Raw genomic sequence first — 20992 nt, 5'->3', positions numbered from 1 at the left:
GGTCTCAGGTTGCCGGAGAGTGAGAGTTAACGATTTCTGCAAAGGGCTACGGTCCGAGTGCCCTGTAGCGTCGAGTCATGCCACGCTATGACAGCTCCGATGGTTCGGTCCTTTATTATGAGGACATTCCCGGAACCGGCGAAGGGATTCCGGTCGTTCTCCTGGCCGGTGGCGCGGCCCGACACCCCAGCTACCTGGGCGATCTGGCGGGGCTGGGCGAGGAGCACCGCCTGATCGTGCCGCACTTACGAGGTGTCGGCCTGACCGAAGCACCGAGTGATCCACAACGGGGGTCGTGGTGGAGTCAAGCGGTCGATGTGGAGCAGCTGCGCATTCACTTGGGCCTCAACAGGCTCGCCCTGATCGCGCACTCGGCTGGAACCCGCTTGGCCATTGCCTACGCTGCACAATTCCCACGCAACATTGCGGCTTTGGTGCTGATCACCCCACCCGCAGGGTACTTAGTTGATGAGCCGACGGATGTCCCGACTCTCATCGACCGACGCCGCGGTGATCCAGATTTTGACCGAGCAATATTGGCGCTGAGAGCCGGCCCGGCCACATCGACTGAAGACGATTTCACCGCTTGGCAGCGCGACTCGGCAGCCGCGGGTTACGCGACCTGGCATGAAACCGGACGAGCACACGCACAGATCGGGCGCTGGAGCCGAGCCGCCGCGACGGCATACTTCAGCGTCGACCCACCACACGACATCGCCGCATGGCTTCTCGAGATGACGGCTCCCGTACTCGTCATTGCGGGTGCGCAAGACTGCCTTGTCGGCTTTGAACCTGTCCAAGCCCTCGCTCGAATGTTCCCCGCAGGGCATTCCGTGACGATCGAAGAGTGTGGGCACTACCCCTGGGTCGAGCAACCGGCAGCATTTCGGCGCGTCCTGCACACATTCCTCGAGCGTCTGGATCAGCTCACATCTGATGCGTAGGCGGTTCCGCTACCGGGCGCAGTGGCGGTGATTGCTGCCGGCCGCCCACGTCATCTGAGTTCTGGCGTGATTCTTATTACGTGTTTCGTTTTTGCGCTGCCATTCGCGAGTTGTTGCTGGAGCGCGGCGGCCTGATCGAGTCCCTCAGCGCTGGTCGATTCGGGGGTGAGGGAGCCTTCGGCGATCCGGTGGAGCACGGCATTCATGGCGCGCTGGACGAGTTTCGGTGCCGCGGCAGACAGGGCGGCGATACTGAAGCCGCCGACGGCGGCGTTGCTGGCTGAGAGCCTCTCGGTGGGTATCGGGTCAAGAGGGGCGCCGGAAGCGTTGCCGAAGAGCACGACGCGGCCATGGGGAGCGAGCATGCGTAGGTCGGCGTCGAGCCACGCGGTGCCTTGAGGATCGAACACGATATCAACGCCGGTGCCGCCCAGCTGGGTGAGGACCGCGTCGACGAGATGGTCGTCGCGGACGAAGGCGTGCTGATAGCCCGCGCTCTTCGCGTCTTCGAGGCGGCTTGCGGCTCCGACAACGCCGATGAGGGTGGTATCGGGGATTGCTTCCGCAAGTGCTGCGATGGTGGTACCGACGGCGCCCGACGCGCTGTGGACGAGGAGCGTGTCGCCGTCGCGGACACGGGCGGCTTCATTCACTAGCAGCCACGCCGTAGCCCAGACCCCAGGCACCACGGCCGCGACCTCGGAGGCTACTCCGTCCGGGATGCCCGCCGTCAGCACTGCATTGGCTACAACGTACTCAGCGAGTCCGCCCGTGTTGGTCAGGGCAACTACTCGTTTACCGATTTCGAGACTATCCACTCTGTCGCCGACCTGTTCGATGACGCCGGCGACTTCAAGGCCGGGAATGACGGGCCAGACGGACGAGTAGGCGTGATCGCCCCGTCGCATCATCACGTCTTTGAAGTTGATACCGGCGTGGGTGACACGGATCAAGACCTCGCCGGGGCCGGGTGCCGGCCTCACGACCACGGCGACATCAGTTTGGGAAGTGTCCGTTGCGGGGCCGTGGAATGTGAGAGCGCGCATCGTTGAGGTGATCACGTTTCGCCTTCTTTCGAAATATGTCGAATAATACCTCGGATGCTAGCATTCATTCGTGAATACTCGAAAGGAGTAAGTGTGGGACACAATCCGCGACCGGCACTTCATCATCCGACGCTCGAAACAGTTCTCGTGACCGCGGTCTTGCACGCCCTCTCCGACGAGACACGGCTGTCGATTGTCCGCACGCTCCACGCCGAACCCGATGGGCGCGCCTGCGGAACATTCCCTGTAAATGTTGCACCGTCGACGCTGAGCCACCACTTCAAAGTACTTCGCGAGGCGGGACTGATCCGTCAAGAAGACCGCGGAACGCAACGCTGGACAGTGCTCCGCGTCCGAGAGGTCGATGCCCGTTTCCCGGGCTTCCTCAATGCGGTGATCGCTGCAACGGAAGTTGCCTCGGTGCGTTCCTGAGTGTGCCCCTCAACACTCCAACGGGTACGGACACCCGGAGGACGTCTCGATCGCCAGCCGTCCCGTAGGGGGTTCCCGACTGACACAGAATCGGCGTGCTCGGTTGTTGGTTGTACTAGGCCCAAATGTGCCGCGCTGGCCGGTCCCGCTCTGAAACATCGACGTCAGCACGAAATCCTGTTCTCGACGCCTAGGTCCGCAACATGCCATCGGTGGGCCGAGGCTTTGAGGTCGGTGTTGCCCCGCGCAATAGAATCGGGAAGACGCTGCGACGAAGGAGACGAATGAACGAGCTGGAGCATCGGGTTCGGGCGCTGTGGACGTTGTTCGAGCCGATCCACGCGGTGACGTATTTCTCGCCGGAGGCGAGGGAGGCGTTCGCAGATATCGGACTCACCCGTTACTGGGACGGATACTTCGCCGGTCGCGCCGCCCCGCTCGGGGCCGTGACCGCCGAGCCGGTGGTGGCGATCTTCAGTGGGTTCGCTCCGTTCTTGGTCGAACGGGTGCTGCCGGCTGTGTGGTCGATGGTGACGGTGGACCGGGTCCTTGACGCGCGGTCTCGGGGTGCAGCGGAGACGTTGCGAAACTTCGTGCCCGACGAGCGATCTGTCACCGAAGCGGCTGATGTACTTGCCCAGGCTGCGGCTCGTGTCGACACCATAGGCCGACCACTCGCGGCGGCGAACAGCGCTCTGCCGGTGGAGTCGGATCCGTATCGCCGTCTCTGGCAAGCCGCGGCCACTCTTCGCGAGCATCGCGGAGACGGTCATGTGATCGCACTGGTCGAGGGAGGGATCGCGGGCATCAGCACCATCGTGTTGCGCAGCGCGGTGGACATCGACGCGACGAGCGTGCGAAAGGCGCGTGGCTGGACGGAGGAACAGTGGGCAATCGAAGTCGACGAGCTCTCGGCCCGCGGGCTACTGGCCGGCCAGGGCCAGATCACCGAGAAGGGCACAGCGGCACTCGATCGCGCCGAGCAGGTGACCAACCGATTGGCCGTCCGTCCGTGGAGCGGAATGACCGACGACGAGATCGCGGATGTCGCCCGAACGCTTGCGCCCATCGCAAGAGCGTGCCAAACGGTCTTTCCCTTTCCGAACCCGATCGGCATTCCCCAGCCGTGGGACCCGAATCTCGATCCGAACGCGTCCTCCGTCCCGACGTCGCCGCGCGCGAACTGAAAGGGTCATCGACGGGGACGGATCATGATTCGTTTGGGGCGGATCGGCGGATCGGCGTCCCGGTCACCGTTCGTCTTGCGGACCGTGGTGCGAAAGTGGTCGGACTAGGCTTCGGGAATGAACCCCGAGACAACGCACCTGCTCGACCACTCGCGTTCGAGCTGGTCTGTTCCGACTGAACCTCGTTTGCTGAGAACGCGTATTTGGCCCGCCAGCAGGTCAACGCCGGCACCGGTCGTAGTGCTCTCGCACGGCACTGGCGGCGCGGGAGAGGACCTGGACTGGCTCGCGAAACCACTGAACGACGCGGGGTTCCTCGTTGCGTCGGTCGATCACCCCGGGAACAGCTACAACGACGAATACCTCCCCGAAGGATTCGCGTTCGCGTGGGAGCGAGCACGGGACGTCACCTTCCTCATCGACCACCTCGTGGCCGAGCACAACATCGATATCACGCGGGTCGGTGCGGCCGGGTTCTCGTTCGGCGGCTACACCGTCACCGCACTACTCGGCGGCAAAATTGACGTACATCTCATGGAGGCAATGTTTCACGGACAGATCCCTGCGCCAGACGTACCGGAGTTTCCTGCCTTGATCGAAACGCTGCGTAGCAAGTATTCCGATGCCGAGTTGACGTCGTTGGCGGAAACCGGCGCGCGGTCCCTGACCGACGTGCGTGTCCGGGCTGGAATGCTCTTGGCGCCCGCCATCGGAAGGCTCCTGCTCTCAGAGTCCCTCAGCCAAATTTCTGCCCCGGTCCTGGTGCGCTGGGGTGACGCCGACGACAACACACCGCCAGAAGACAACGCCCTGGTCTATCGGGACTCTATGCCACAGGCCCGCGGCGAGAGTCTCGGCCGGGATATCGGGCACTACGTCTTTCTCGGCGATCGACAGGACCCCTCCGGCATACGACCGGATGTCGCAGACGAAGCGGTCAAGTTCTTCACCTCTTACCTCTGAGCGCGAGTCCGAGCGATAGACATCACCACCTCGGCGGCGCCCGTCGTCGTCCCGTACGGGGTTCCCGATTCGGGACATACCTCCGGAACAGACGGCGTCTGTCACCCAGCTTGCCAATAGTTGGGATCGTGACACTTCACGCTTGAAACCGCGACCGGTCCGGTGAGTGGTCCGGTGAGTGGTCCGGTCTTCGAGCCTTCCAAGGGCAGAATTGCTCAATCGAGCCCGCCCTTGTACTCCGTTTTAGTCGATCGGGGAGACACGAATGAGGTTGCCATCCGGGTCGGCGACCACGAATGTGCGCCCGAAGACGTCTTCGTGCGGCTCTTCGATAACAATGGCCCCCTTGGCCGTCCACGCCGCGAAGCAGCCATCGACTCCGGATGCTGACCCAGGCAGCATGAGCCCCAACTCGCTGGTTCGCGGCGTCGCCGTTGTGACGGTATCGCCGCGGCCAGACCATAGAGCGAAGAGCACGCCCGGGGCCACCTCGAACGGGACATAACGAGGGGTAACGGTGACAGGTTCCATCTCGAAAAGATCGCTGTAGAAGCGGGTGGAGCGCTCGACGTCGGTGACATAGATGAGGAACAGGTTTGGTGTTGCCATGGGGATCTCCTTAGTTGACGTTCTCGGCAACGCCAAGCCTTTCATCAATACATGACACATCTTGACTGGTATCCGTCGATACTGGTGAGATGAAGTCCCAACGCCTGCTTTCGATGATGTTGCTGCTCCAGACGCGCCACCAAATGACGGCGCTTGAGCTGGCAGAAGAGTTGGGCGTGTCGGTCCGGACGGTACTGCGCGACGTCATCGCTCTGGCGGACGCAGATGTTCCGGTGTTCGCCGAGCGAGGCCGATATGGAGGCGTAGTCCTCCTTCCGGGGCCGATATGGACGCGTAGTCCTACTTCCGGGGCCACAACTAGATGTGTCCACACTCAGTCCCACTGAGGTCGATGCGCTGAAGCTGCTGGGTTTGGACCCCGGGCAAGCGCGCCAACTTGGCATCGATTCACTGACGCGCAGCGCACAAATGAAGATCGCGTCCCGCCGCCCTCAAGGCCGCCAGTTGGAACTGCCATTGTCCGAATTGATTGTGGTCGACAACACTCCATGGTTTAGCCCGATGTCAAGCGCCGCCGGCGTCGCCGAACTCGCCTGAAACCTACAGTCGGGCAGGCGTTTGCGGATTCATTATCGGAGAAGTGCCGAACGAGACGCTTCCTGGCACGCCGTTGACCTGTACGGTCTTCTAGCCAAGTCCGGCCGTTGGTACCTGGTAGCCGATGTCGACCGCGTGCCTAGGCTGTACTCGCTCCAAAGATTAGAGGGCTGGGATGTCCAGCCGGAGGTTCGGCGACTTCGACCGAAAGCAACGCTCGCCAGCGTCAACCGTGATTTGAGTGCGGCAGTCGAGAACCGGGGAGGCATCACAATTATCGCCATGCTGTCGAAGGACAGGCTTGACCTCGCTCGACGGATTCTCGGCTTTCGCCTCGCCAGCAGTAAGCCCGCTGATGCCGAACAAGTCGAGATCACCGTGATCTACGACCAGGTGGAGTCCGTGCGTCAGCTGTTGCAATTCGGTGCCCACCTCCGCGTCACGAGTCCGCCGGAGGCGCAGGCTGTTGTGCGGGACGTTGCCACTGCCATGGCGGCCTTGTACCGAACGTGATCCGGCAGCAAAGCCCCAAAACTCCGCTCCTCTCCAGCATCGATTCTGAGTTTGCGCCAAAAGTGAGTCCGAAACGTAGAGCCGTACGCGTCCCGCAAAGGATTGCACTACCGGCACGGCCCAGGAGCCGTTGGTGGTTTAAGCTCCCGTTGAAGAGCCCGTCTGAAAGTTACCCTGGTTACGAAAACGGTTACTACTCAGACGCTTACGAGATGCTCGTGCTGGTAAGCAGAGTGGAGAAGTCCTGTGAAGTCGGCATCGGCTATCAGGGGATGATCACCAATTCGGGCGATGGCGATGCCAGGAGTCCACGAATTCATCACGACGCCCGCCAGATGGCCAAGTGATTCGTTTCGACGAATGGGTTGGGTTTTCTGGTCGACGCCGAGTGCGCTGAGTTGGCGCTGGAGAATTTGCATAGTTACGCCGGTAAGGATGTTGGCTTCGGGCCAAATCACTGAGCGTCCATCCCAAAAGGCCAGGTTCCAGATAGTCGCTTCGCTTAGTCGTCCTTCAGAATCTTCAAAGGCAGCATCGTCAAATCCCCGCGTGACGGCCCGACGAAGAAGCAGCGTCTTGGCCACTTCGCCGACGTGCTTCACATGAGGCAGGTCGCGCTGGTGGGCAACAACGTCCAAGGCCAGCGGCCCCAGGGGAACCGTGGCGGAATCTGTGATTCTCGTCACAACATCCAACTGCACTTCAGCGCGAGGAGCCACGAACTCTCCTGGGGACGACGTGATGAAAAACGCCAACGATGCGTTCTCAGGTGCTGCGTTGAGTGCCACACGGAGATAGTCCACAATTTGGGCATCCGGAAGGTGCCTGCCAAACATCGCGTCGCTGGCATCTCGGAGCCGCTGCAGATGCAGGTCCAGCCCGCGTATGGATCGATCGTGAATCTGCATTGCCGTGAAGTGAGCGAAGCCCGCAAATGCCAGTGGAGCCAAGTCGTCAGACGAGGCGACTGTACCGTTGAGGAGTGTCAGTGAGTGCGTCATGATTGAAGGGTATGAGGTGACATTAGTGTCAGAAGCAAAGCCTGCGTTGCACGAAATGCTGCGCATCGGTGAGTTGTCGGCGCTCACAGGAGTCGGGCCGCGGCTTCTTCGGTACTACCAAAGCAGAGGCCTCTTGGCCGCCGAACGGTCTACTTCGGGCCAGCGACTTTTCGACCCCGCGGTGGTGGAAAGAGTGCGAGCGATCCGTTCCCTCCTAGACGTTGGGCTGCCAACCCGCACAATTCTTGAACTCATCGACTGCGTCTCCGAGCCAGGGCGCCTCGAGCCGTGCGCGACACCCGCACTAGTGGAGCACCTCAAGGCATATGACGCGCGTATCGCATCCCTCGTGAGCACGCGCAAAGGCCTCGAAGCCCTCATCAACTCGGGTCCAGATGCCCGCCATCCTGCCCGAGCCGAAGGCAAGGCGCGCTGCGAAGTCCTTCCAGATCTGCTCGGATGATGTCGTCACGTTGCGGGGTAGTCCCGGGGTCGTAGTAGAGCCCAGCGAGGAATGGGGTAATTCTGCGTCGTCTCAAAATGGGGCAATCGCGGGCATGTCCTCGGGCGCGCGACTTTTCGCTAGCGAGCGTGTCGCAAAGCTCATCATCCGGGCAGAGACACGCCGGCGGCGATGACTTCTTCGATGGCATCACGGGATTGCTTGAGGGCGTCGATGGAGGCTTCAATGCGAATTTGTTCGCGTTTGAGGTCCTCAATGAGGTCGGTGCAGATTGGAGCCAGGCGTCCTGCTTGGTCTGTCAGGCAGGGCAGCACCGTTCGGATGGTAACGGTGCTGAGCCCGGCATCAAGAAAGTGGCGGATGCGGCGAACGAGTTCGATATCTTGATCGGTGTAGTCGCGGTATCCCGATGGGTTGCGCAGGGGGTTGAGGAGGCCCTGTTCTTCGTAGTATCGAAGCAGCCTGGCAGGCACTCCAGAGTGTTCGACAACTTCAGAAATTCGCACGTGACCAGCGACTCCTCTCGGCGAGCTTGCCTTCTCATTGATGTGAGAGTTGATGCTATCAGAGTGAACAATGAAAAATTCGTCCTTCGAAATTCCCCACGTGATCGTGCTGCACGCCCGGCAGTGGTGCTGGCTGGATTCGTGCTGTTGGTGTTTTGCACTGGTACGGCAGAGTATCTCGTCGCAGGCATGCTGCCTCTTTTTGCCCTTGATCTGTCTGTCGATATCGCCACCGCGGGCCAGACGGTCACCGCCTACGCGCTCGGGGTAGCTATCGGTGGACCGATCATTACCGTGCTCACCGCTCGGCTGCCGCGGAAAGGACTGGCACTTGGTCTGGCCGTGGTATTTATCGCCGGTACTACGTTGACTGTAATCGCCCCCGCGTTCGGTTGGGTCATGATCGCACGCGTCGTTTCCGCCTGCAGCCAGGCAACACTGTTTGCAATCGGTCTGATCACCGCGACCACAGCGATGGGACCAGCGAAGTCCGGGCAGGCCGTCGCAATCGTGACCTCCGGATTGACCCTGGCCACCGTACTGGGAGTGCCGTTGGGAGCGCTGCTGGGCGGAGGCACGAATTGGCGGCTTCCGTTTGTTGTGATCGCTGCCGTCGCACTCATTGGCTTGCTCCTGCTGGCGTGGGCGATGCCCCGCACCCCAGCGCCCACGACGGGAATCGTCGATGAGATCCGAGCGCTACTGCGAAGGCCGGTGCTATTGGCCGTTTCGACGACCGTAGTCGGGTTCGCAGGGGTCGGCATCGTGTTTACCTACCTCGTGCCGCTCCTGACTGACGTGACGGGCATCGCCGCAGGCACCATACCGGTACTGCTGATGGCCTATGGCATCGGCGGAGTCGTCGGCAACCTCGTAGCAGGACGCCTGGCTGATCGGGCACTCGGTCGCACTTTAGCTGGAGTCTTTATTGCCCTCATCGTTACCTTGTTTGTGTTCCCGCTGGCGGCTGAAATGCCGACCGCTATGGTGGCCCTGGTTTTGATGTTGGGGTTGTTGTCGACCGCTACGATTGCACCCTTGCAATCCCTCGTGATGCGTCATGCCGCCGCCGCACCGTCATTGGCGCTTTCGGTGAACGTCGGAGCGTTCAATCTGGCCAACGCCATAGGTGCCGCACTCGGAGGTGTCGCAGTTGCTGCCGGGATGATGCGTTGGGGCGGCTTCGCTGGCGCCGGGTTCGCTGTGCTTGGCCTCATCCTGAGTGCCGTGGCCGTCCGGATTCCCTCTCAAACAGCGCGTGAAAAGAGCAGTATTCCCCATGGAACGACGGAAGTCCGTTCATGATGGCAGCAATGACACCTGCAAGCGGTCCGTTCAGGGTTCGGCTAGCGGGCACTCAACCCATGCTCGACACGTGTCACCTATACGTTCGATTACGCGACAATGCGATCGCATGATCCAAAACAGCGAAAGTTGTCAACTATCCAGTCACCTATTCTGCGTGTCGCAAAGGCTATTCATCGGCCATCGTGATGAAGATCCGAGAGATCGTTGATGGCCGCAGATAGCGCTTCTTTACCTTGTAGTAAAAGGGCCGACTGATGCCCATTTGCTTGCAGAATTCCGAGATGCTCAACCCCTCGGGAAGGTCGGGGTTGAACTCGATGATCTAGCGACGAATCGTCGCCGTTAATGACTTTGGCACCTCCCATTATCGAGAAGTCCGTCATCAGCCGGGAAAACCCGCGACCCTTGCTACCTGTCAGCGATGTCGTGAGAGATCTTGTGTGCAATGTGTTGAGTGAGGTGTAAACGATGTGGTGAGAGATCACATACCATCAAGCACTACTCGCCAGCCCGAACGCGGATATCGCGCCGCACCGACGTCGTCAGCTTGTTCCCCAACCCCGCAGCACTGCTCCGCCTCGCAGGAGTCGTGCTCGTCGAGCAGCACGACGAGTGGGAGGCTGGCCCCGCCCGCCGCTACCTTTCCGAGGATTCCATGCGCCAACTGGACGCTTTCAACGCGGCTCTCACCGCCACCGATGCCAGCGTTCTGACGGGATAATTCTCATTTCCGAGCTCAGTGCTGCATAATCAAATCAGCTGACCCGCACGGTGACAGTGAATTGCACCACCCGGCGGTACGTGACCATGCAGATTGTAGGGGACAGATTTGTCGGGATCGACACGACTCGTGGCGGGAACGTTTTTAGCTGTGTGCATGTTGGGAGCATCTGCGTGCTCAACAAACACCTCTGACGACTCGCCCGGGGTCGAAGAGGGCGGTTCCACTGCAGTGCCAGCTCCCTCTACCAGTGGCAGTCCAACACCTGAAGATGAAATTCCACGCGATGATCTCGTCGAGGAGAGAGTTCTACCATGGACAGATTCAGCGAACGTCACGGACACCCAGGTTCGTGTGTTCTTCGTTGGAGGAAATCCTGCCTGCTACGGAACGCGCGCAATCACTGAGCAAACCGGTTCGGAAGTCGCTGTAGCGCGCATCCAAGGGACCTTGCCGGAAGCGCCGGACGCGTGCACCGCCCTGGCGTTTCAGGGCTCGTTACTCATCGATCTCGACGCGCCTCTCGGGGACAGGCCTGTAGTCAAACTTTCGATCGACGGGATCATTCCCCCAGCGAAATGACGCGAAGTCCGGATTTAATATCCGGCTGCCGTATGTCCAGATGTAGTCGCCGGTGAGGTTGCTGTGTTCCCAGCAGGGGTGAGAGGAACCTCAACAGATCCGGGTCCACGGCGCTGCCGAGGTTGGTGATGGTGTGGTCGAGGTAGACCGTGTTCCAGAGGATGATTGCGGCGGCGAGGAAGTTCGGCCCGCTGGCGCAGTAGCGTTGTTGTTCGAAAGGCCGGTGGTGAATTTCTCCGAGCCAGTTGAAGACCACGGCTCAGCCAAGGCATTTCGAGCCTCGCCTGCCTGCTAGTAATCATTACAGAGGCTGGGGAAGGCTCATTGTGCGCCTGCTGATTGCTGCGCGTATTGGTTGGCCACAGCGGCAACGTCGTTCACATACGAATCGATGTGGTTATACGAGAATACGCCGGCGCGCCACGTCTCGGTGCTGGTCATGTCGCCGCCGTGGCACAGGTATCGGGCGGTCGCCAGCACCGCGTCGTCGATCTGGTTCGGGTCGGCGGCACCGTCACCGTTGCCATCTGCACCCCACCGTGCCCACGTATCCGGGATAAACTGCATAGGCCCGACCGCTCGGTCCCACACCGCATCATCGTCCCACGTACCACCGTCGGTGTCGGCGATCGCGGCGACCCCACTGCCATCGAGCGCAATCCCTCGAATCGCGGGTGTTGGATATCCCGCGTCGCCGAGCACAGCGCCGCCGGGGCTGCCGTGCCCTGATTCGATCTCCCCAATCGCGGCGAGAGTGTTCCAGCCAATCCCGCAGCCGGGTTGTTCGGCATCGACGGTCAGGTCAGCGGCGGCATAGGCAGTAAGCGCCCGACGTGGAATACCGGTCGCGGCGGAGACCTTCTCCGCCCACGCCGGGTCGACACCAACGATGGGCGCCACCGCTGCACTCGCTGATCCCAACGACGCGTCCGGGGCGTTCTGCTTATTCGATGTAGGTTGCCCGCTCACGGTGGCGCTGCCTGGGACCGGGGCGGCCTCCGCCGTGGCCGTAGGCAGCTGCATTGGTGGAGGCTTCAGACTTGCAAGGTTCATCGCGGCGGTCGCTGCGACGGCGATCACACCAATACTGAGAAACATACCGATCTGCGCGAGAACTGTGCGTTTTTTACGCCGCTCGTGTGTGACACCAGCACAGCATGCACGGCCGTCGTCTGGTTCCACGGAACCGATGGGTTTAGCGTGCAGGGGGCCCTGTCTGGTGGTATCGAGGTTCATAATGGCTCCTGTCGGCCGGGCAGCGCCGCGGGCGGGGCGGTCGATGTCGGCTCCGGGCCAGGCGAGGGAGCTGGTGTGGACAGGAGCAGGGTCACGGTCAGCCCGACGCGAAGCACCGCCCCGGCACCGGGCTGCGTACCGGTAACGGTCGCCGTCACTGGGCCGTCCACGGGGATCATCGTGGCCGCGAAGCCCGCAGATTGCAGCAGCGCGATCGCCGCCGCGGCGCTTATCCCGCCCACCTGCGGCACCGTGTTCGTGCCGCTTGCGACGGTGACATCAACGGTGGAGCTGGCCGGGACCATCTCACCGGCGGCCGGGTACTGACTCAGAACCCGGTCGGCGACCTCGGCCGATTCGATGCGGGTGATGGTGCCCAGGGTAAGTCCGGCGGCGCGCAGCGTAGTCTCGGCGTCGGTGAGGGTGCCGAACAGCGTCGGCATCATGACCTGCTCCGGCACGGTCGGCGTCGCGGTCGGGGGAACGGTCGGAGGCACGGTCGGAGTCGCAGTCGGTGCGTCCGGTGGTCTGGCGGTCGCTGTCGGGCTGGTCGCGTACGCCGGGGATGTCGGCTCGGACATCCCGGGGCCGGCCGTTGCGGAGAGGGTTCCCCAAATTGCGAGCCCAATGATGGCAGCGATGCTGAGCATGGTGACGACACCGCCGGTACTTCCGACGAGCGCCGATTGCGTCGTCTCGTGGTCTGCGCCGGGTTCCAGGGGAGTGAGATAGTCGAGATTGCCTACCCCACCCGGAGCCAGCATTTTGGTCACAGCCGTCGGACTGTTTAGTCCGATAGCGATCGCGGTCGCATCCGTGGCTAACAGTTGACTCGTGTCGCGGCTGATGGCATCGGCGAGGACCGTGCGAAACTCGGCCGCGGTGCGGTAGCGCCGCGCCGGTGTTTTCGTCATCGCTCGCGTCACGATGCGATCCAGCGCCCGCGCTGCGGGTACCAGCACAGAGGGCACCGGCGGGGGTGCTGAGACGTGCGCCTCGAGCACGAGCGCCGCCACGTCCCGTGGGTACGGCGGCTGCCCGGTGAGCATGAAATACAGCAGTGCACCGCACTGGTACAGGTCACCGGCAGCGCGCACGGGTTTGCCCTGCGCATGCTCGGGCGACATGAAATTCACGTTGCCGACCACACCGGTTGGTGCCCGTTCAATAGTCGCCGCCTCGGCGGGGCCGGCCTCGCCACTCGCCGCAGGGTCGTGCTCAGTGAGCAGCACATCGCTGCCGAGGGCGGCGTACCCGGTCGCGGCGGCGAGCCCGAAATCGACCAGCCGCACCTGCGCGCTGGTGAGCACTTCGTCCCGATGCGCTCTGCCAGCGCCGTCGAGCATCACGTTCTGCGGAGTGACGTCCCGGTGCACGATCCCCAGCGCGTGCGCGGCTTCAAGTGCGGCGAGCACCCCGTCGAGCACAGCCGCCGCCGACGCGGGGCGCAGGGGGCCGTTGGCCTCGACCCAGTCGGAGACGGTAGGCCCGTCAACAAGATCGAGGGCGATCCACGCCATCGTCACGCCACCCGCCTCGTGCAGCCCGAACTCGTGCACGGCGGCAACGTTGGGGTGCCTCAGCGGTTTCGCGGCGCGCGCTTCCCGAAAAAAGGCCTCCCGAGTCGCGGCGTCACGACACAGGTGCGGGTGCAGCATTTTCACCGCGACCAGGGACGCCTGATCGCCCTGGCGGGTGGCGGTTAGGTCTTCCGCAGCGAATACGGATGCCGACCCGCCGACGCCGAGCAGGTCGCCCAGCCGGTACCGCCCGTCGAGCAGTTCAGGGTCGTTGCCGGGTGTCATCTGCCCGAATTTTCATGTGCGGCCTCGACTGTGGAGGCCCCGAGCATGAGCGGCCGATCCGTCGGAGCGTTCCCGTTCATCAGCTATCCGAACCGGCCGTTCACGTAGTCGAAAGTGCGCTCATCCTGGGGTTCGGAGAACATGGCATCCGTATCGCCGTGCTCCACGATTCCGCCCGGCGTGCTTTGGGATGCCAGGAAGAATGCACACTTCTGCGAGACCCGTTGGGCCTGCTGCATGTTGTGGGTGACGATCACGATTGTGACCTCCTTTTGCAGCTCGCCCATTGTCTCCTCGATCACGCGCGTCGACGTGGGGTCGAGCGCCGAGCAAGGTTCGTCCATCAGCAGAACCTTCGGCTTCACCGCGAGTGAGCGCGCGATGCACAGCCGCTGCTGCTGTCCGCCCGAGAGCCCACCGCCCGGTTGGCGCAGCCGGTCCTTGACCTCGCGCCAGAGTCCAGCGCTGGTAAGGCTGCGTTCGACGACTTCGTCTTTCTCGTCGCGAGACGCGCGGATGCCCGTGAGTTTGAGGCCTGCGACCACATTGTCGTAGATGGACATAGCCGGGAAGGGGTTGGGCTTTTGAAATACCATACCGATGTGGCGTCGCGCGTCGGTGAGCTTGCGCGTGCGGTCGTAGATGTCGGCTCCGTCGAGTACCACCTCGCCGGCCAACGACGCCAGAGGCACCAGTTCGTGCATGCGGTTGAGAATGCGCAGAAACGTGCTCTTGCCACAGCCGGACGGGCCGATCAAGGCCGTCACCTGTCCGGCCTCCATCGTGAGCGAGACTCGTTCAAGCACCTTATGCGTGCCGAACCACGCGGAGACATCCCGCGCCTCCAGAGCCGATAAGACCGGTCGCGGAGCGTCAGAGTGAACATGGGCATCGACGATTTCTGCATCCGCATTTCGGGAGGTCTCCGTCCGCGTACCAAGCAGCGTGTCGCTCTCGACGGACTCCAGTACCGTGGTGAGGTCCATCGAGGGATCTTCGGAGTGCAGCGGTACGCGCACGGCGGCCAGCTCTGCAGCATCCGCAGCCGTCAGGTGTACGTCGGTCAGGTCGTTGTGGTCAGCGGGCCGAGATGGAGACTGGGCAGTCATTGGTGTCCTTGAGTATCAGTGAGGTGAAAATTCAGGTGTGCGATGAAATCAGAGAAGGTTAGGCAGCGCGTTCATGATGGTGTCTGCGGCGGTGACGCCGAGGGCGAGCATGATGGGCACACCAATCAGCCAGGCTTGCCATTTGCCCCAGCGAGTCCAGAGCCACCAGAGTGTGATTCCGGCTGCGGCGAAAATGACCAACATGAAGAAGGAGCTGAACAGGCGGCTTTGGTCCTGTCCCATTGCCCGCTCGATCGGGGGTAGCGCCGGGTAGGCAAGTACCTTAGTCGGGGTGGTCTGCACGGGGGAGGTGAGCTCGGCGTCGATGTGCAGCACACCGGACGGGAAGAGAGCGAGACCGTCGGCGGTCATCAACTCCAGCCGGCCTTTTCCTTGTGCCAGTGGCGCTGGCATCGGGTCGCCCGCCCGGCGGAGGGCGAACACGGTGTAGCTGTGCACGCCTTGTCCGGTCGTCACAGCGATCTCGTCGCCCGGCTTCAACTCGTTTAAGGATCCGAACGGTCCTCCATACGCGGTTTGTCGTCCGAGGATCACGCTCGTGCCAGCCTGGCCGGGCATCACCGAATCCCGGCGGTGACCGGCGCCGGCGCGCAGCGCCTCACCGGTCGACCCCTCGACGACCACTTCAGTAAGTTGTGTTGCTCCGATCTGTATGAGCGCCACCGGAGTGCCAATGGTCACAAGTTCGGCATCCAGATCCAGTTGGCCGACCGGGGTCTCCGCCTTGGCGAGTGTCGTGCGCAGCTGCTGATAGCTGAGGTCTTGGGCGCGATGGTGTTGGAAGACGGAGAACAGCGCCACGTGGCTCACAAAACCCAGAAGCAGCAATGACACGGTGAGAATCGCTGCACCTGCCCACCAGCGCGTGTCCTTCGGCGCGAGCTGGCGGGGCGTCGGCGGAAGCCGCGAGCCACCTGCCCGCGCCGGGCCTCGGGGGGGCGGCTTCCGCGGCCCACCGCTAGGCGCGGCGCGGCGCGGCGCAAGCACTCGACTGAACTTCTCGGTGACCGCAAAACGGTTGATGCCGGTCGGCCGCGACGGCGGCCGCGACGGCGCGGCCACGCCCATAGTGTTGGGTGTGCTCGATGGGGCAGGCAGGGCGGTGGACGTCGCCATCAGGCGCTCGTCGTCGTCGCCGAGGGCAGCGCTGGGACCCGCATCACACGAAGCAGGTGCCCGCCAACCAATGCGAGCCCGGCCGCACCGACAACGCCGCCGGCTCCCCAGACCCACATCGGAAACGTGGCAGCCGAGGCCACCAGCGCGTCAGAGCCGACCAACACACTGGTCAGGGCGATCCTTGTGCACCATCCCGTGAACTGCACCGCATGCGTGCCCGGCAGGGCCGCCTCGTCCACGGGAAAAACCGCCTGCACCTGACCCTGCGCGTCGGCGGTGAAGCTGCCGACCAGGGCAGGCTCAGAGAACATGACCAGTTGCACCTGCTCTCCGACGCCAAACCCAGAGGCTGTTGCGGTCACCTTCTGTCCTGGCTCGTAGACCTTTTGATCAACGGTGGCATTTTCACCGGTCCTAGCCGGAACCGTCGGCACGGTCGGCACGACCGGAGTGCACTCGTCCGCAGCGCCGTCTACGCCTCCGGCGGCAGCGGTACCGGCGCCCACGCCGCCTACGTGACCCACAATGGCGCGAGGCACCGTGGCAACCGGCACGACCGTCGAGTCAGGCGTTGGAGTAGGGTCAGCTGTCGGCGAAGGCGTCGGCGTCGGCGTCGGCGCCGCCGTGGGAATCGTCACCGTGAAGTCGGTGTCCTGACCGTCAGCGGCGAACGCACCGCCGCCGCCCGCAAGCCCCAGACTCGACGTCACCGCACCGAGCAGCAGAGCTGACGCCACCAGGCGCCCCGCGCTGCGGCGTTTCGGCGGGCGAGCTTCGCCCGGGGTGACAGTTACGGGAACAGCGTTCATCGGGCGGTCTCACTTTCGTGTTCGGGGGCAGATGCCCCGCGGTTGATGCGTTCTTCGGTACGGATCTGCTCGGCGAAGGCCGCAAGCTCAAATCCCAGGAGCTGTCGCGACCGGCGACGCCACCAGAACCAGGTCCCGGTACCACCACCGAGCACCGCGATGGTCCCGAGTAGAGACCACGGCACCGCCCAGGCGACGGTGGACTCCGTGAGAACGGCAGGCGCAGCATCCTGCGCTGCTGCAACACCGGAGGCCGGAACGGCAGCGAGGGTGATATCGGCGAACAGCAGCATGAGCGGCGGCACGTCGGCAAAAAGGGCCTCCACATGGGCAACGCCGCCAGGCAGCACATCGGTCACCGGGTCGAGGGTGACGGTGCCGAAATCGGCGCCCAAGGGGCCCGTGAGGTGCACGGCCGGCGTGGCCGTCAGGCGCATGTTGCCAGTATTGGCCACGTCGAATCCGATCCGCCCGATACCGCCGTCGAAAGGGTTCCAGGAGCCGTCATAGCCCGAGACAAGCCCGGTCAGTGCCAGCTTGGGAAGCAGGGCACCCTCGACCCGCAGATAGATGCGGGTGCCCACCCGCTGATCAACGCTGACGGCTGACCCGGTGGAATCGACCGCTTCGGACTGGAACGAAGCCACGATGCCCGCGGCGTGATCGCCCGGTGTCGCATCGTGAGGCACAGTCACAGTAAAGGGCACATCGGCGCGACTGCCGGGCTCGAGGGTGATGGTCACGCCCAGACCTGCCGCGCAGGCTCTTTCGGCCGCGTCGTTGGTATCGGCGCAGACCGCCGCGGCGGAGTCAACGGATGTCCACGCTCCCGCGTCGACAGATGCTTGGTCAGCACCGATCAGGGTGAATGCGGCGGTGTTGTAGTCGGTCGTGGCGTCCGCCGCGTGCACCCGGAAAGTGGCGGGACGGGAGGAGAAGTTGGAGATGGCGACCCAGTCGCTGATGGTGGCGCCCGGGGCGACGGTGTAGTCGAACTCAGTGCGATCATCCGGTCCCTGCGGCGTTGACGGCTGCACGCTCCAGGTCACAGCGTTCTCTCCCTCGGCGAACGCCGCGGTGGGAGAAGCTAGAAGCAGGGCTGCGGCCAGGGCCGCCGTCAGTCGCGCGAGGGCCGAAACACGAGTAGTCATGGAATCTTTCGGTTTGCACAAATCAATAGTGAACGTGTCAGGAGTGAACTGGTCAGGCGCGGCCCCGGTGCCGCATCCTGCCCACCGAAGTCAGCGGGATGCGGCCAAACAGATGGTGCCTAGATGAGGGTGAGAGTGAGTGTTGCGCTATACGCTCCAGCTGCCGAGTCGGCTGGAGCGTTCAGCGTGATGCCGGCATTGATGGTGGTGTCCGCAGTGCTGACGCCGGCCACGGCCTGGGCGAGGGGGGTGCTGGCAGACAGTCCGCCGGAGGCCCCGGCGATGACCTCGATGCCGGCCGCGCCGGCATTGGTTGCACCGACCAGGGCCGGTTTCCAGCCAAGGCTGGTCGCTGCGATGGTCTGCGTGGCGTCGGTGGCGTGGATGAAGTTGGTGGAGTTGCCGCTGAGGGTCCACGCGGTGCGGGCCCGGCGGTTGTCAGAGACGGTGACTTGGCCGAGTGATCCGGTGGCCACATACGAGGTTCCTTCGAGGGCGGCCTGGTTGAGGGCCACAGCACCCGGAGTCATCGTGAACTTCAATCCGGTAGCAGACGCCGGGATCGTGACGGTGATGGCGGTGTTCTGCGGCGGTGTCGGCCCGGCGACGGTGATGACCGTCGTCGTCGCGTTGGCGGCGGAGTCAGTGTATTTCGTGTCGCCCTTCGCCGTGTAGCCAGCCGTGAAGGTATATGTCCGGTCTGCGTCAAGCACCGGTGTTCTCCAGGTGGCCACCCCGGCCGAAACTGCCGCCTCGCCGCTGACCGGTGTGGCCAGCCCGGAGTAGCTGCCGGAGATGGATACAACACCGGTGGCGTCGGTCGCCACACCCGCGCCAGCGGAGACGGTGGCCGTCAAAGTGACCGAGCCGTCAGCGTTGGCGGTGGTTTTTGTGAAAGCGATCGACGGAGTGAGCTTTTCCCCATTCACCGGATTGGCAACTACCGTCCACGATTTCGCTGCGACGTTCACGTCAAGGGTAACGAGAAAGTACTTGGAATCAGCGAACGAGTCGGTCATGGTTCGAAGCGCGGGATCGCACGTCACGATGAACCGGTTGAGGCCGGTCAGAAACGTGACCCCGTTCCAAGAGACGGCGGCGGCGCCGTCAAAGTAGATGTACTCGCCCGGGGTCTCGTTCAGACCATAATAACTACCTGGCGGAGTGCGTACCCGCTCCGCGGCTGGCGATACTGTGCCGTCGGGAGCGATGACGAGTGAGCGTGACGAGCTTCGGTAGCCGACGGGACAATTGGCCAATTCGTTCGAGATCACGTCCGGGCCGTACACAAGCGCAGATTCTGCGCCAATATCGCCCGTTCGACTCGCAGGAGTGAAAACGAGGGGTGCGTCGGTGATCTGCAGCGTCGGGTCGAGGACCACGTCTGCTGCATGGGCTGCCGTCGGCGCGCCCGCGAGGAGCGCGAGCACGATTGTCATGACGATTGACGCGCCGGTCGCTTGTCGAGCGGCCGCCGTTCGGGATGCCTTCATTGTTTATCTCTCTGGTTGTAGACGCATTGTGCGGTGGGAAAGCGGTTTCGGATGAATCCCGCTCGAAATCGGGGCGGAAAAGTCTTTCGCAATTGATGGCGCACATCACTGCGCAAAGCTGGGGCGGCCGCTGAAAACGGCCGCCCCAGCCCCGGTGCTACGGGTATCTAGTTAGCGCGGAACGACGCGGTGTCGCCGGCAGTGTAGGTCCTGCTGCCAATGGTGACGCCGCCCGCCAGACTGCCGAACCCGAAGTCGGTGATGACGAGCGCGGTCGACGGGCCAGGCCGGTTCGTCGTGTACGCCTGAGCGGATGCTCCGCTGAAGGCGGCGGCAAGCTGCGCGTTCGTGGCCAGCTCTGCGTTCTTGACGACGGTGAAGACCGGGCGTGCTATCGGGAACGTGGTGTTGAGCGCGACCGGCGCGGTGCCGGTCGTGGGCGCAATTCCACCGATTGTGCCGAGGATTGCGCCATGGCGACGGTCGGTGATGCTCACTCCGGCGTACTGCGACTCGATGGTGGCCTTGTTGTTCTGAGCGACCCACTGGGCGATCGAGAACGGCACTATCGCCGTCGTCGGGAGCGCGGCCAGCACGCTTCCGTCGTGCTCCTGCACGCCGCCGCCGGTGTAGGCGTCATCGACTGCGGAACCAAAACCAGTCGGTGCAAGCTGCGACTGCCAGAAGCTGCGCGTACCCGATCCCAATTGGGGGATGAACGGAGTGATCTGAACGCCGGCCGTTCCTTCAGTGCCCACCTTGTAGCTGGTTCCGTTGATGGTCACGTTGGCCCCGTTGTCAGCACTGTAGATCGCCGTCAGCTGGGCCTGGGTAAGGTCTTGCGGAATCGTCGTGTTGCTCGAGTGCACGGCAAAGCTCACCGCGTCGAGGGCCAGCGGAATGTAGGAGTACGTTCCACCATCTACCCACTGGGATGCGGCACTGGACGAGCGGGCAAACTGGAGGTCTGCGTCGCTCAGCGTGACACCGCGCCATGCCGTACCTGTCTTCGCGGCCTTCAGCGCGTTGACACCCTCACTCGAACCGTTCGGTCGTTCAAAGCTCGGCCCGCCGGTGCGTGTGTTGATCAGGTCGTGGATAGCGCCGGTAGTGGGGTTCGTCGCGTTATACGAACCTGCGACACGGGTTGCCCCCGACAACATGGCCGAGGAGAGACCGTTGTTCAGGTCTTGAGTGGTGTCCGATCCCACGCCGCTGAGCGCACGGTAGGTCGGAGCACCGCTGGGATCCGCAAATGCTGCGGACGAGCCTGTGAATATGGTGGCTACCGCGGCAGCGGCGGCGATGGCGCCAAGGCGCCAGTTCTTCTTCATTTGCATTAGCTCATACCTTCTGATATTGTTCCCCCTTGTATCATTGGCCCTGATGGGCTCGGCCCCTCACCTGCTTTTGCGA

21 protein-coding genes and 2 pseudogenes are annotated in these 20992 nt (G+C 63.1%); 10 read left to right on the top strand and 13 right to left on the bottom strand.

The annotated features are described in order from the left end of the window. Positions 1 to 77 precede the first annotated feature (77 nt). Complete coding sequence (locus tag CXY77_RS01240) at positions 78 to 944, top strand: alpha/beta fold hydrolase (RefSeq protein WP_104129454.1); 867 nt, start codon at positions 78 to 80, stop codon at positions 942 to 944. A gap of 50 nt (positions 945 to 994) precedes the next feature. Here the strand turns inward: CXY77_RS01240 and CXY77_RS01235 are convergent, their stop codons facing one another. Continuing rightward, positions 995 to 2005 (bottom strand): zinc-binding dehydrogenase, encoded by a 1011-nt coding sequence (locus CXY77_RS01235; RefSeq protein WP_104129453.1) that lies wholly within the window; start codon positions 2003 to 2005, stop codon positions 995 to 997. A gap of 39 nt (positions 2006 to 2044) precedes the next feature. On the opposite strand from CXY77_RS01235, the gene CXY77_RS01230 reads away from it, so the two are divergent. From CXY77_RS01230 to CXY77_RS01220, 3 genes are all read left to right on the top strand, one after another. Next, positions 2045 to 2422, top strand: coding sequence for a helix-turn-helix transcriptional regulator (locus CXY77_RS01230; RefSeq protein WP_104129452.1), 378 nt, complete (start codon positions 2045 to 2047; stop codon positions 2420 to 2422). A gap of 284 nt (positions 2423 to 2706) precedes the next feature. Beyond that, on the top strand, positions 2707 to 3609 hold the full coding sequence (locus CXY77_RS01225) for a hypothetical protein (protein WP_104129451.1): 903 nt from the start codon (positions 2707 to 2709) through the stop codon (positions 3607 to 3609). A 117-nt stretch (positions 3610 to 3726) separates the two neighbouring features. Then, positions 3727 to 4572 (top strand): alpha/beta fold hydrolase, encoded by an 846-nt coding sequence (locus CXY77_RS01220; RefSeq protein WP_104129450.1) that lies wholly within the window; start codon positions 3727 to 3729, stop codon positions 4570 to 4572. Between the two features lie 243 nt (positions 4573 to 4815). Here CXY77_RS01220 and CXY77_RS01215 read toward each other — a convergent pair whose 3' ends face one another. Beyond that, positions 4816 to 5181 (bottom strand): VOC family protein, encoded by a 366-nt coding sequence (locus tag CXY77_RS01215; RefSeq protein ID WP_104129449.1) that lies wholly within the window; start codon positions 5179 to 5181, stop codon positions 4816 to 4818. A gap of 89 nt (positions 5182 to 5270) precedes the next feature. Here CXY77_RS01215 and CXY77_RS20990 point away from each other — a divergent pair, with 89 nt between their 5' ends. Genes CXY77_RS20990 through CXY77_RS20285 form a run of 3 tightly spaced genes read left to right on the top strand, consistent with a single transcriptional unit; the run spans position 5271 to position 6252 of the window. Next, on the top strand, positions 5271 to 5528 hold the full coding sequence (locus CXY77_RS20990; protein WP_199181831.1) for an HTH domain-containing protein: 258 nt from the start codon (positions 5271 to 5273) through the stop codon (positions 5526 to 5528). Then, the gene (locus tag CXY77_RS20290; protein WP_199181830.1) at positions 5506 to 5739 is read left to right on the top strand and encodes a hypothetical protein; all 234 of its coding nucleotides are present in this window, start codon (positions 5506 to 5508) and stop codon (positions 5737 to 5739) included. Before CXY77_RS20990 ends, CXY77_RS20290 begins: the two co-directional genes overlap by 23 nt. Before the next feature lie 21 nt (positions 5740 to 5760). After that, entirely contained in the window at positions 5761 to 6252 is a 492-nt protein-coding gene (locus CXY77_RS20285) for a WYL domain-containing protein (protein WP_199181829.1), read from the top strand. Positions 6253 to 6449: 197 nt separating this feature from the next. Here the strand turns inward: CXY77_RS20285 and CXY77_RS01205 are convergent, their stop codons facing one another. After that, complete coding sequence (locus tag CXY77_RS01205; protein ID WP_104129448.1) at positions 6450 to 7253, bottom strand: aminotransferase class IV; 804 nt, start codon at positions 7251 to 7253, stop codon at positions 6450 to 6452. On the opposite strand from CXY77_RS01205, the gene CXY77_RS20985 reads away from it, so the two are divergent. After that, positions 7252 to 7716, top strand: a complete 465-nt coding sequence (locus tag CXY77_RS20985) for a MerR family transcriptional regulator (RefSeq protein WP_199181828.1) — start codon at positions 7252 to 7254, stop codon at positions 7714 to 7716. The two genes, CXY77_RS01205 and CXY77_RS20985, sit on opposite strands and share 2 nt — an antisense overlap. Positions 7717 to 7859: 143 nt before the next feature. Here the strand turns inward: CXY77_RS20985 and CXY77_RS01195 are convergent, their stop codons facing one another. Beyond that, on the bottom strand, positions 7860 to 8222 hold the full coding sequence (locus CXY77_RS01195) for a MerR family transcriptional regulator (protein ID WP_092342305.1): 363 nt from the start codon (positions 8220 to 8222) through the stop codon (positions 7860 to 7862). 63 nt (positions 8223 to 8285) lie between these two features. Here CXY77_RS01195 and CXY77_RS01190 point away from each other — a divergent pair, with 63 nt between their 5' ends. Next, positions 8286 to 9527 carry an MFS transporter gene (locus tag CXY77_RS01190; protein WP_198412696.1) on the top strand — a complete coding sequence of 414 codons (1242 nt, stop codon included), beginning with the start codon at positions 8286 to 8288 and terminating at the stop codon, positions 9525 to 9527. A gap of 523 nt (positions 9528 to 10050) precedes the next feature. After that, a pseudogene (locus CXY77_RS01185) lies at positions 10051 to 10251 on the top strand (transposase); the annotation flags it as partial. 600 nt (positions 10252 to 10851) lie between these two features. Here the strand turns inward: CXY77_RS01185 and CXY77_RS01180 are convergent. The 9 genes and pseudogenes from CXY77_RS01180 to CXY77_RS01140 all read right to left on the bottom strand — a co-directional run. Then, a pseudogene (locus CXY77_RS01180) lies at positions 10852 to 11118 on the bottom strand (Tn3 family transposase); the annotation flags it as partial. A gap of 36 nt (positions 11119 to 11154) precedes the next feature. Next, the gene (locus tag CXY77_RS01175; protein ID WP_233197156.1) at positions 11155 to 12069 is read right to left on the bottom strand and encodes a lytic transglycosylase domain-containing protein; all 915 of its coding nucleotides are present in this window, start codon (positions 12067 to 12069) and stop codon (positions 11155 to 11157) included. Beyond that, on the bottom strand, positions 12066 to 13874 hold the full coding sequence (locus CXY77_RS01170; RefSeq protein ID WP_104129447.1) for a PASTA domain-containing protein: 1809 nt from the start codon (positions 13872 to 13874) through the stop codon (positions 12066 to 12068). Before CXY77_RS01170 ends, CXY77_RS01175 begins: the two co-directional genes overlap by 4 nt. A gap of 83 nt (positions 13875 to 13957) precedes the next feature. Next, positions 13958 to 14722 carry a phosphate ABC transporter ATP-binding protein PstB gene (pstB, locus tag CXY77_RS01165; protein WP_369831282.1) on the bottom strand — a complete coding sequence of 255 codons (765 nt, stop codon included), beginning with the start codon at positions 14720 to 14722 and terminating at the stop codon, positions 13958 to 13960. Between the two features lie 309 nt (positions 14723 to 15031). Further along, on the bottom strand, positions 15032 to 16120 hold the full coding sequence (locus tag CXY77_RS01160) for a sortase (RefSeq protein ID WP_092342301.1): 1089 nt from the start codon (positions 16118 to 16120) through the stop codon (positions 15032 to 15034). Beyond that, positions 16120 to 16932 (bottom strand): hypothetical protein, encoded by an 813-nt coding sequence (locus CXY77_RS01155; protein WP_104129446.1) that lies wholly within the window; start codon positions 16930 to 16932, stop codon positions 16120 to 16122. The genes CXY77_RS01160 and CXY77_RS01155 overlap by 1 nt, the downstream gene beginning before the upstream one ends. Next, positions 16929 to 18083, bottom strand: a complete 1155-nt coding sequence (locus CXY77_RS01150) for a WxL protein peptidoglycan domain-containing protein (RefSeq protein WP_104129445.1) — start codon at positions 18081 to 18083, stop codon at positions 16929 to 16931. The genes CXY77_RS01155 and CXY77_RS01150 overlap by 4 nt, the downstream gene beginning before the upstream one ends. Before the next feature lie 119 nt (positions 18084 to 18202). Next, a complete protein-coding gene (locus CXY77_RS01145) occupies positions 18203 to 19576 on the bottom strand; it encodes a hypothetical protein (RefSeq protein WP_104129444.1) in 1374 nt (457 codons plus the stop codon). A 167-nt stretch (positions 19577 to 19743) separates the two neighbouring features. After that, the gene (locus CXY77_RS01140) at positions 19744 to 20910 is read right to left on the bottom strand and encodes a hypothetical protein (RefSeq protein WP_140425433.1); all 1167 of its coding nucleotides are present in this window, start codon (positions 20908 to 20910) and stop codon (positions 19744 to 19746) included. Positions 20911 to 20992 lie beyond the last annotated feature (82 nt).

It is taken from the genome of Cryobacterium sp. N21 (assembly GCF_002929575.1).
GTDB classification, from domain to species: domain Bacteria; phylum Actinomycetota; class Actinomycetes; order Actinomycetales; family Microbacteriaceae; genus Cryobacterium; species Cryobacterium flavum.
The sequence above is the reverse complement of the archived record's forward strand: the minus strand, read 5'-3'. Positions and strand labels throughout refer to the sequence as shown.

Coding starts and splice junctions, on each gene's coding strand:
- CXY77_RS01240 (WP_104129454.1), top strand. CDS start 78: ATGCCACGCTATGACAGCTCCGATGGTTCGGTCCTTTATTATGAGGAC.
- CXY77_RS01230 (WP_104129452.1), top strand. CDS start 2,045: ATGCTAGCATTCATTCGTGAATACTCGAAAGGAGTAAGTGTGGGACAC.
- CXY77_RS01225 (WP_104129451.1), top strand. CDS start 2,707: ATGAACGAGCTGGAGCATCGGGTTCGGGCGCTGTGGACGTTGTTCGAG.
- CXY77_RS01220 (WP_104129450.1), top strand. CDS start 3,727: ATGAACCCCGAGACAACGCACCTGCTCGACCACTCGCGTTCGAGCTGG.
- CXY77_RS01215 (WP_104129449.1), bottom strand. CDS start 5,181: ATGGCAACACCAAACCTGTTCCTCATCTATGTCACCGACGTCGAGCGC.
- CXY77_RS20990 (WP_199181831.1), top strand. CDS start 5,271: ATGAAGTCCCAACGCCTGCTTTCGATGATGTTGCTGCTCCAGACGCGC.
- CXY77_RS20985 (WP_199181828.1), top strand. CDS start 7,252: ATGATTGAAGGGTATGAGGTGACATTAGTGTCAGAAGCAAAGCCTGCG.
- CXY77_RS01205 (WP_104129448.1), bottom strand. CDS start 7,253: ATGACGCACTCACTGACACTCCTCAACGGTACAGTCGCCTCGTCTGAC.
- CXY77_RS01175 (WP_233197156.1), bottom strand. CDS start 12,069: ATGAACCTCGATACCACCAGACAGGGCCCCCTGCACGCTAAACCCATC.
- CXY77_RS01170 (WP_104129447.1), bottom strand. CDS start 13,874: ATGACACCCGGCAACGACCCTGAACTGCTCGACGGGCGGTACCGGCTG.
- CXY77_RS01160 (WP_092342301.1), bottom strand. CDS start 16,120: ATGGCGACGTCCACCGCCCTGCCTGCCCCATCGAGCACACCCAACACT.
- CXY77_RS01155 (WP_104129446.1), bottom strand. CDS start 16,932: ATGAACGCTGTTCCCGTAACTGTCACCCCGGGCGAAGCTCGCCCGCCG.
- CXY77_RS01150 (WP_104129445.1), bottom strand. CDS start 18,083: ATGACTACTCGTGTTTCGGCCCTCGCGCGACTGACGGCGGCCCTGGCC.
- CXY77_RS01145 (WP_104129444.1), bottom strand. CDS start 19,576: ATGAAGGCATCCCGAACGGCGGCCGCTCGACAAGCGACCGGCGCGTCA.
- CXY77_RS01140 (WP_140425433.1), bottom strand. CDS start 20,910: ATGAAGAAGAACTGGCGCCTTGGCGCCATCGCCGCCGCTGCCGCGGTA.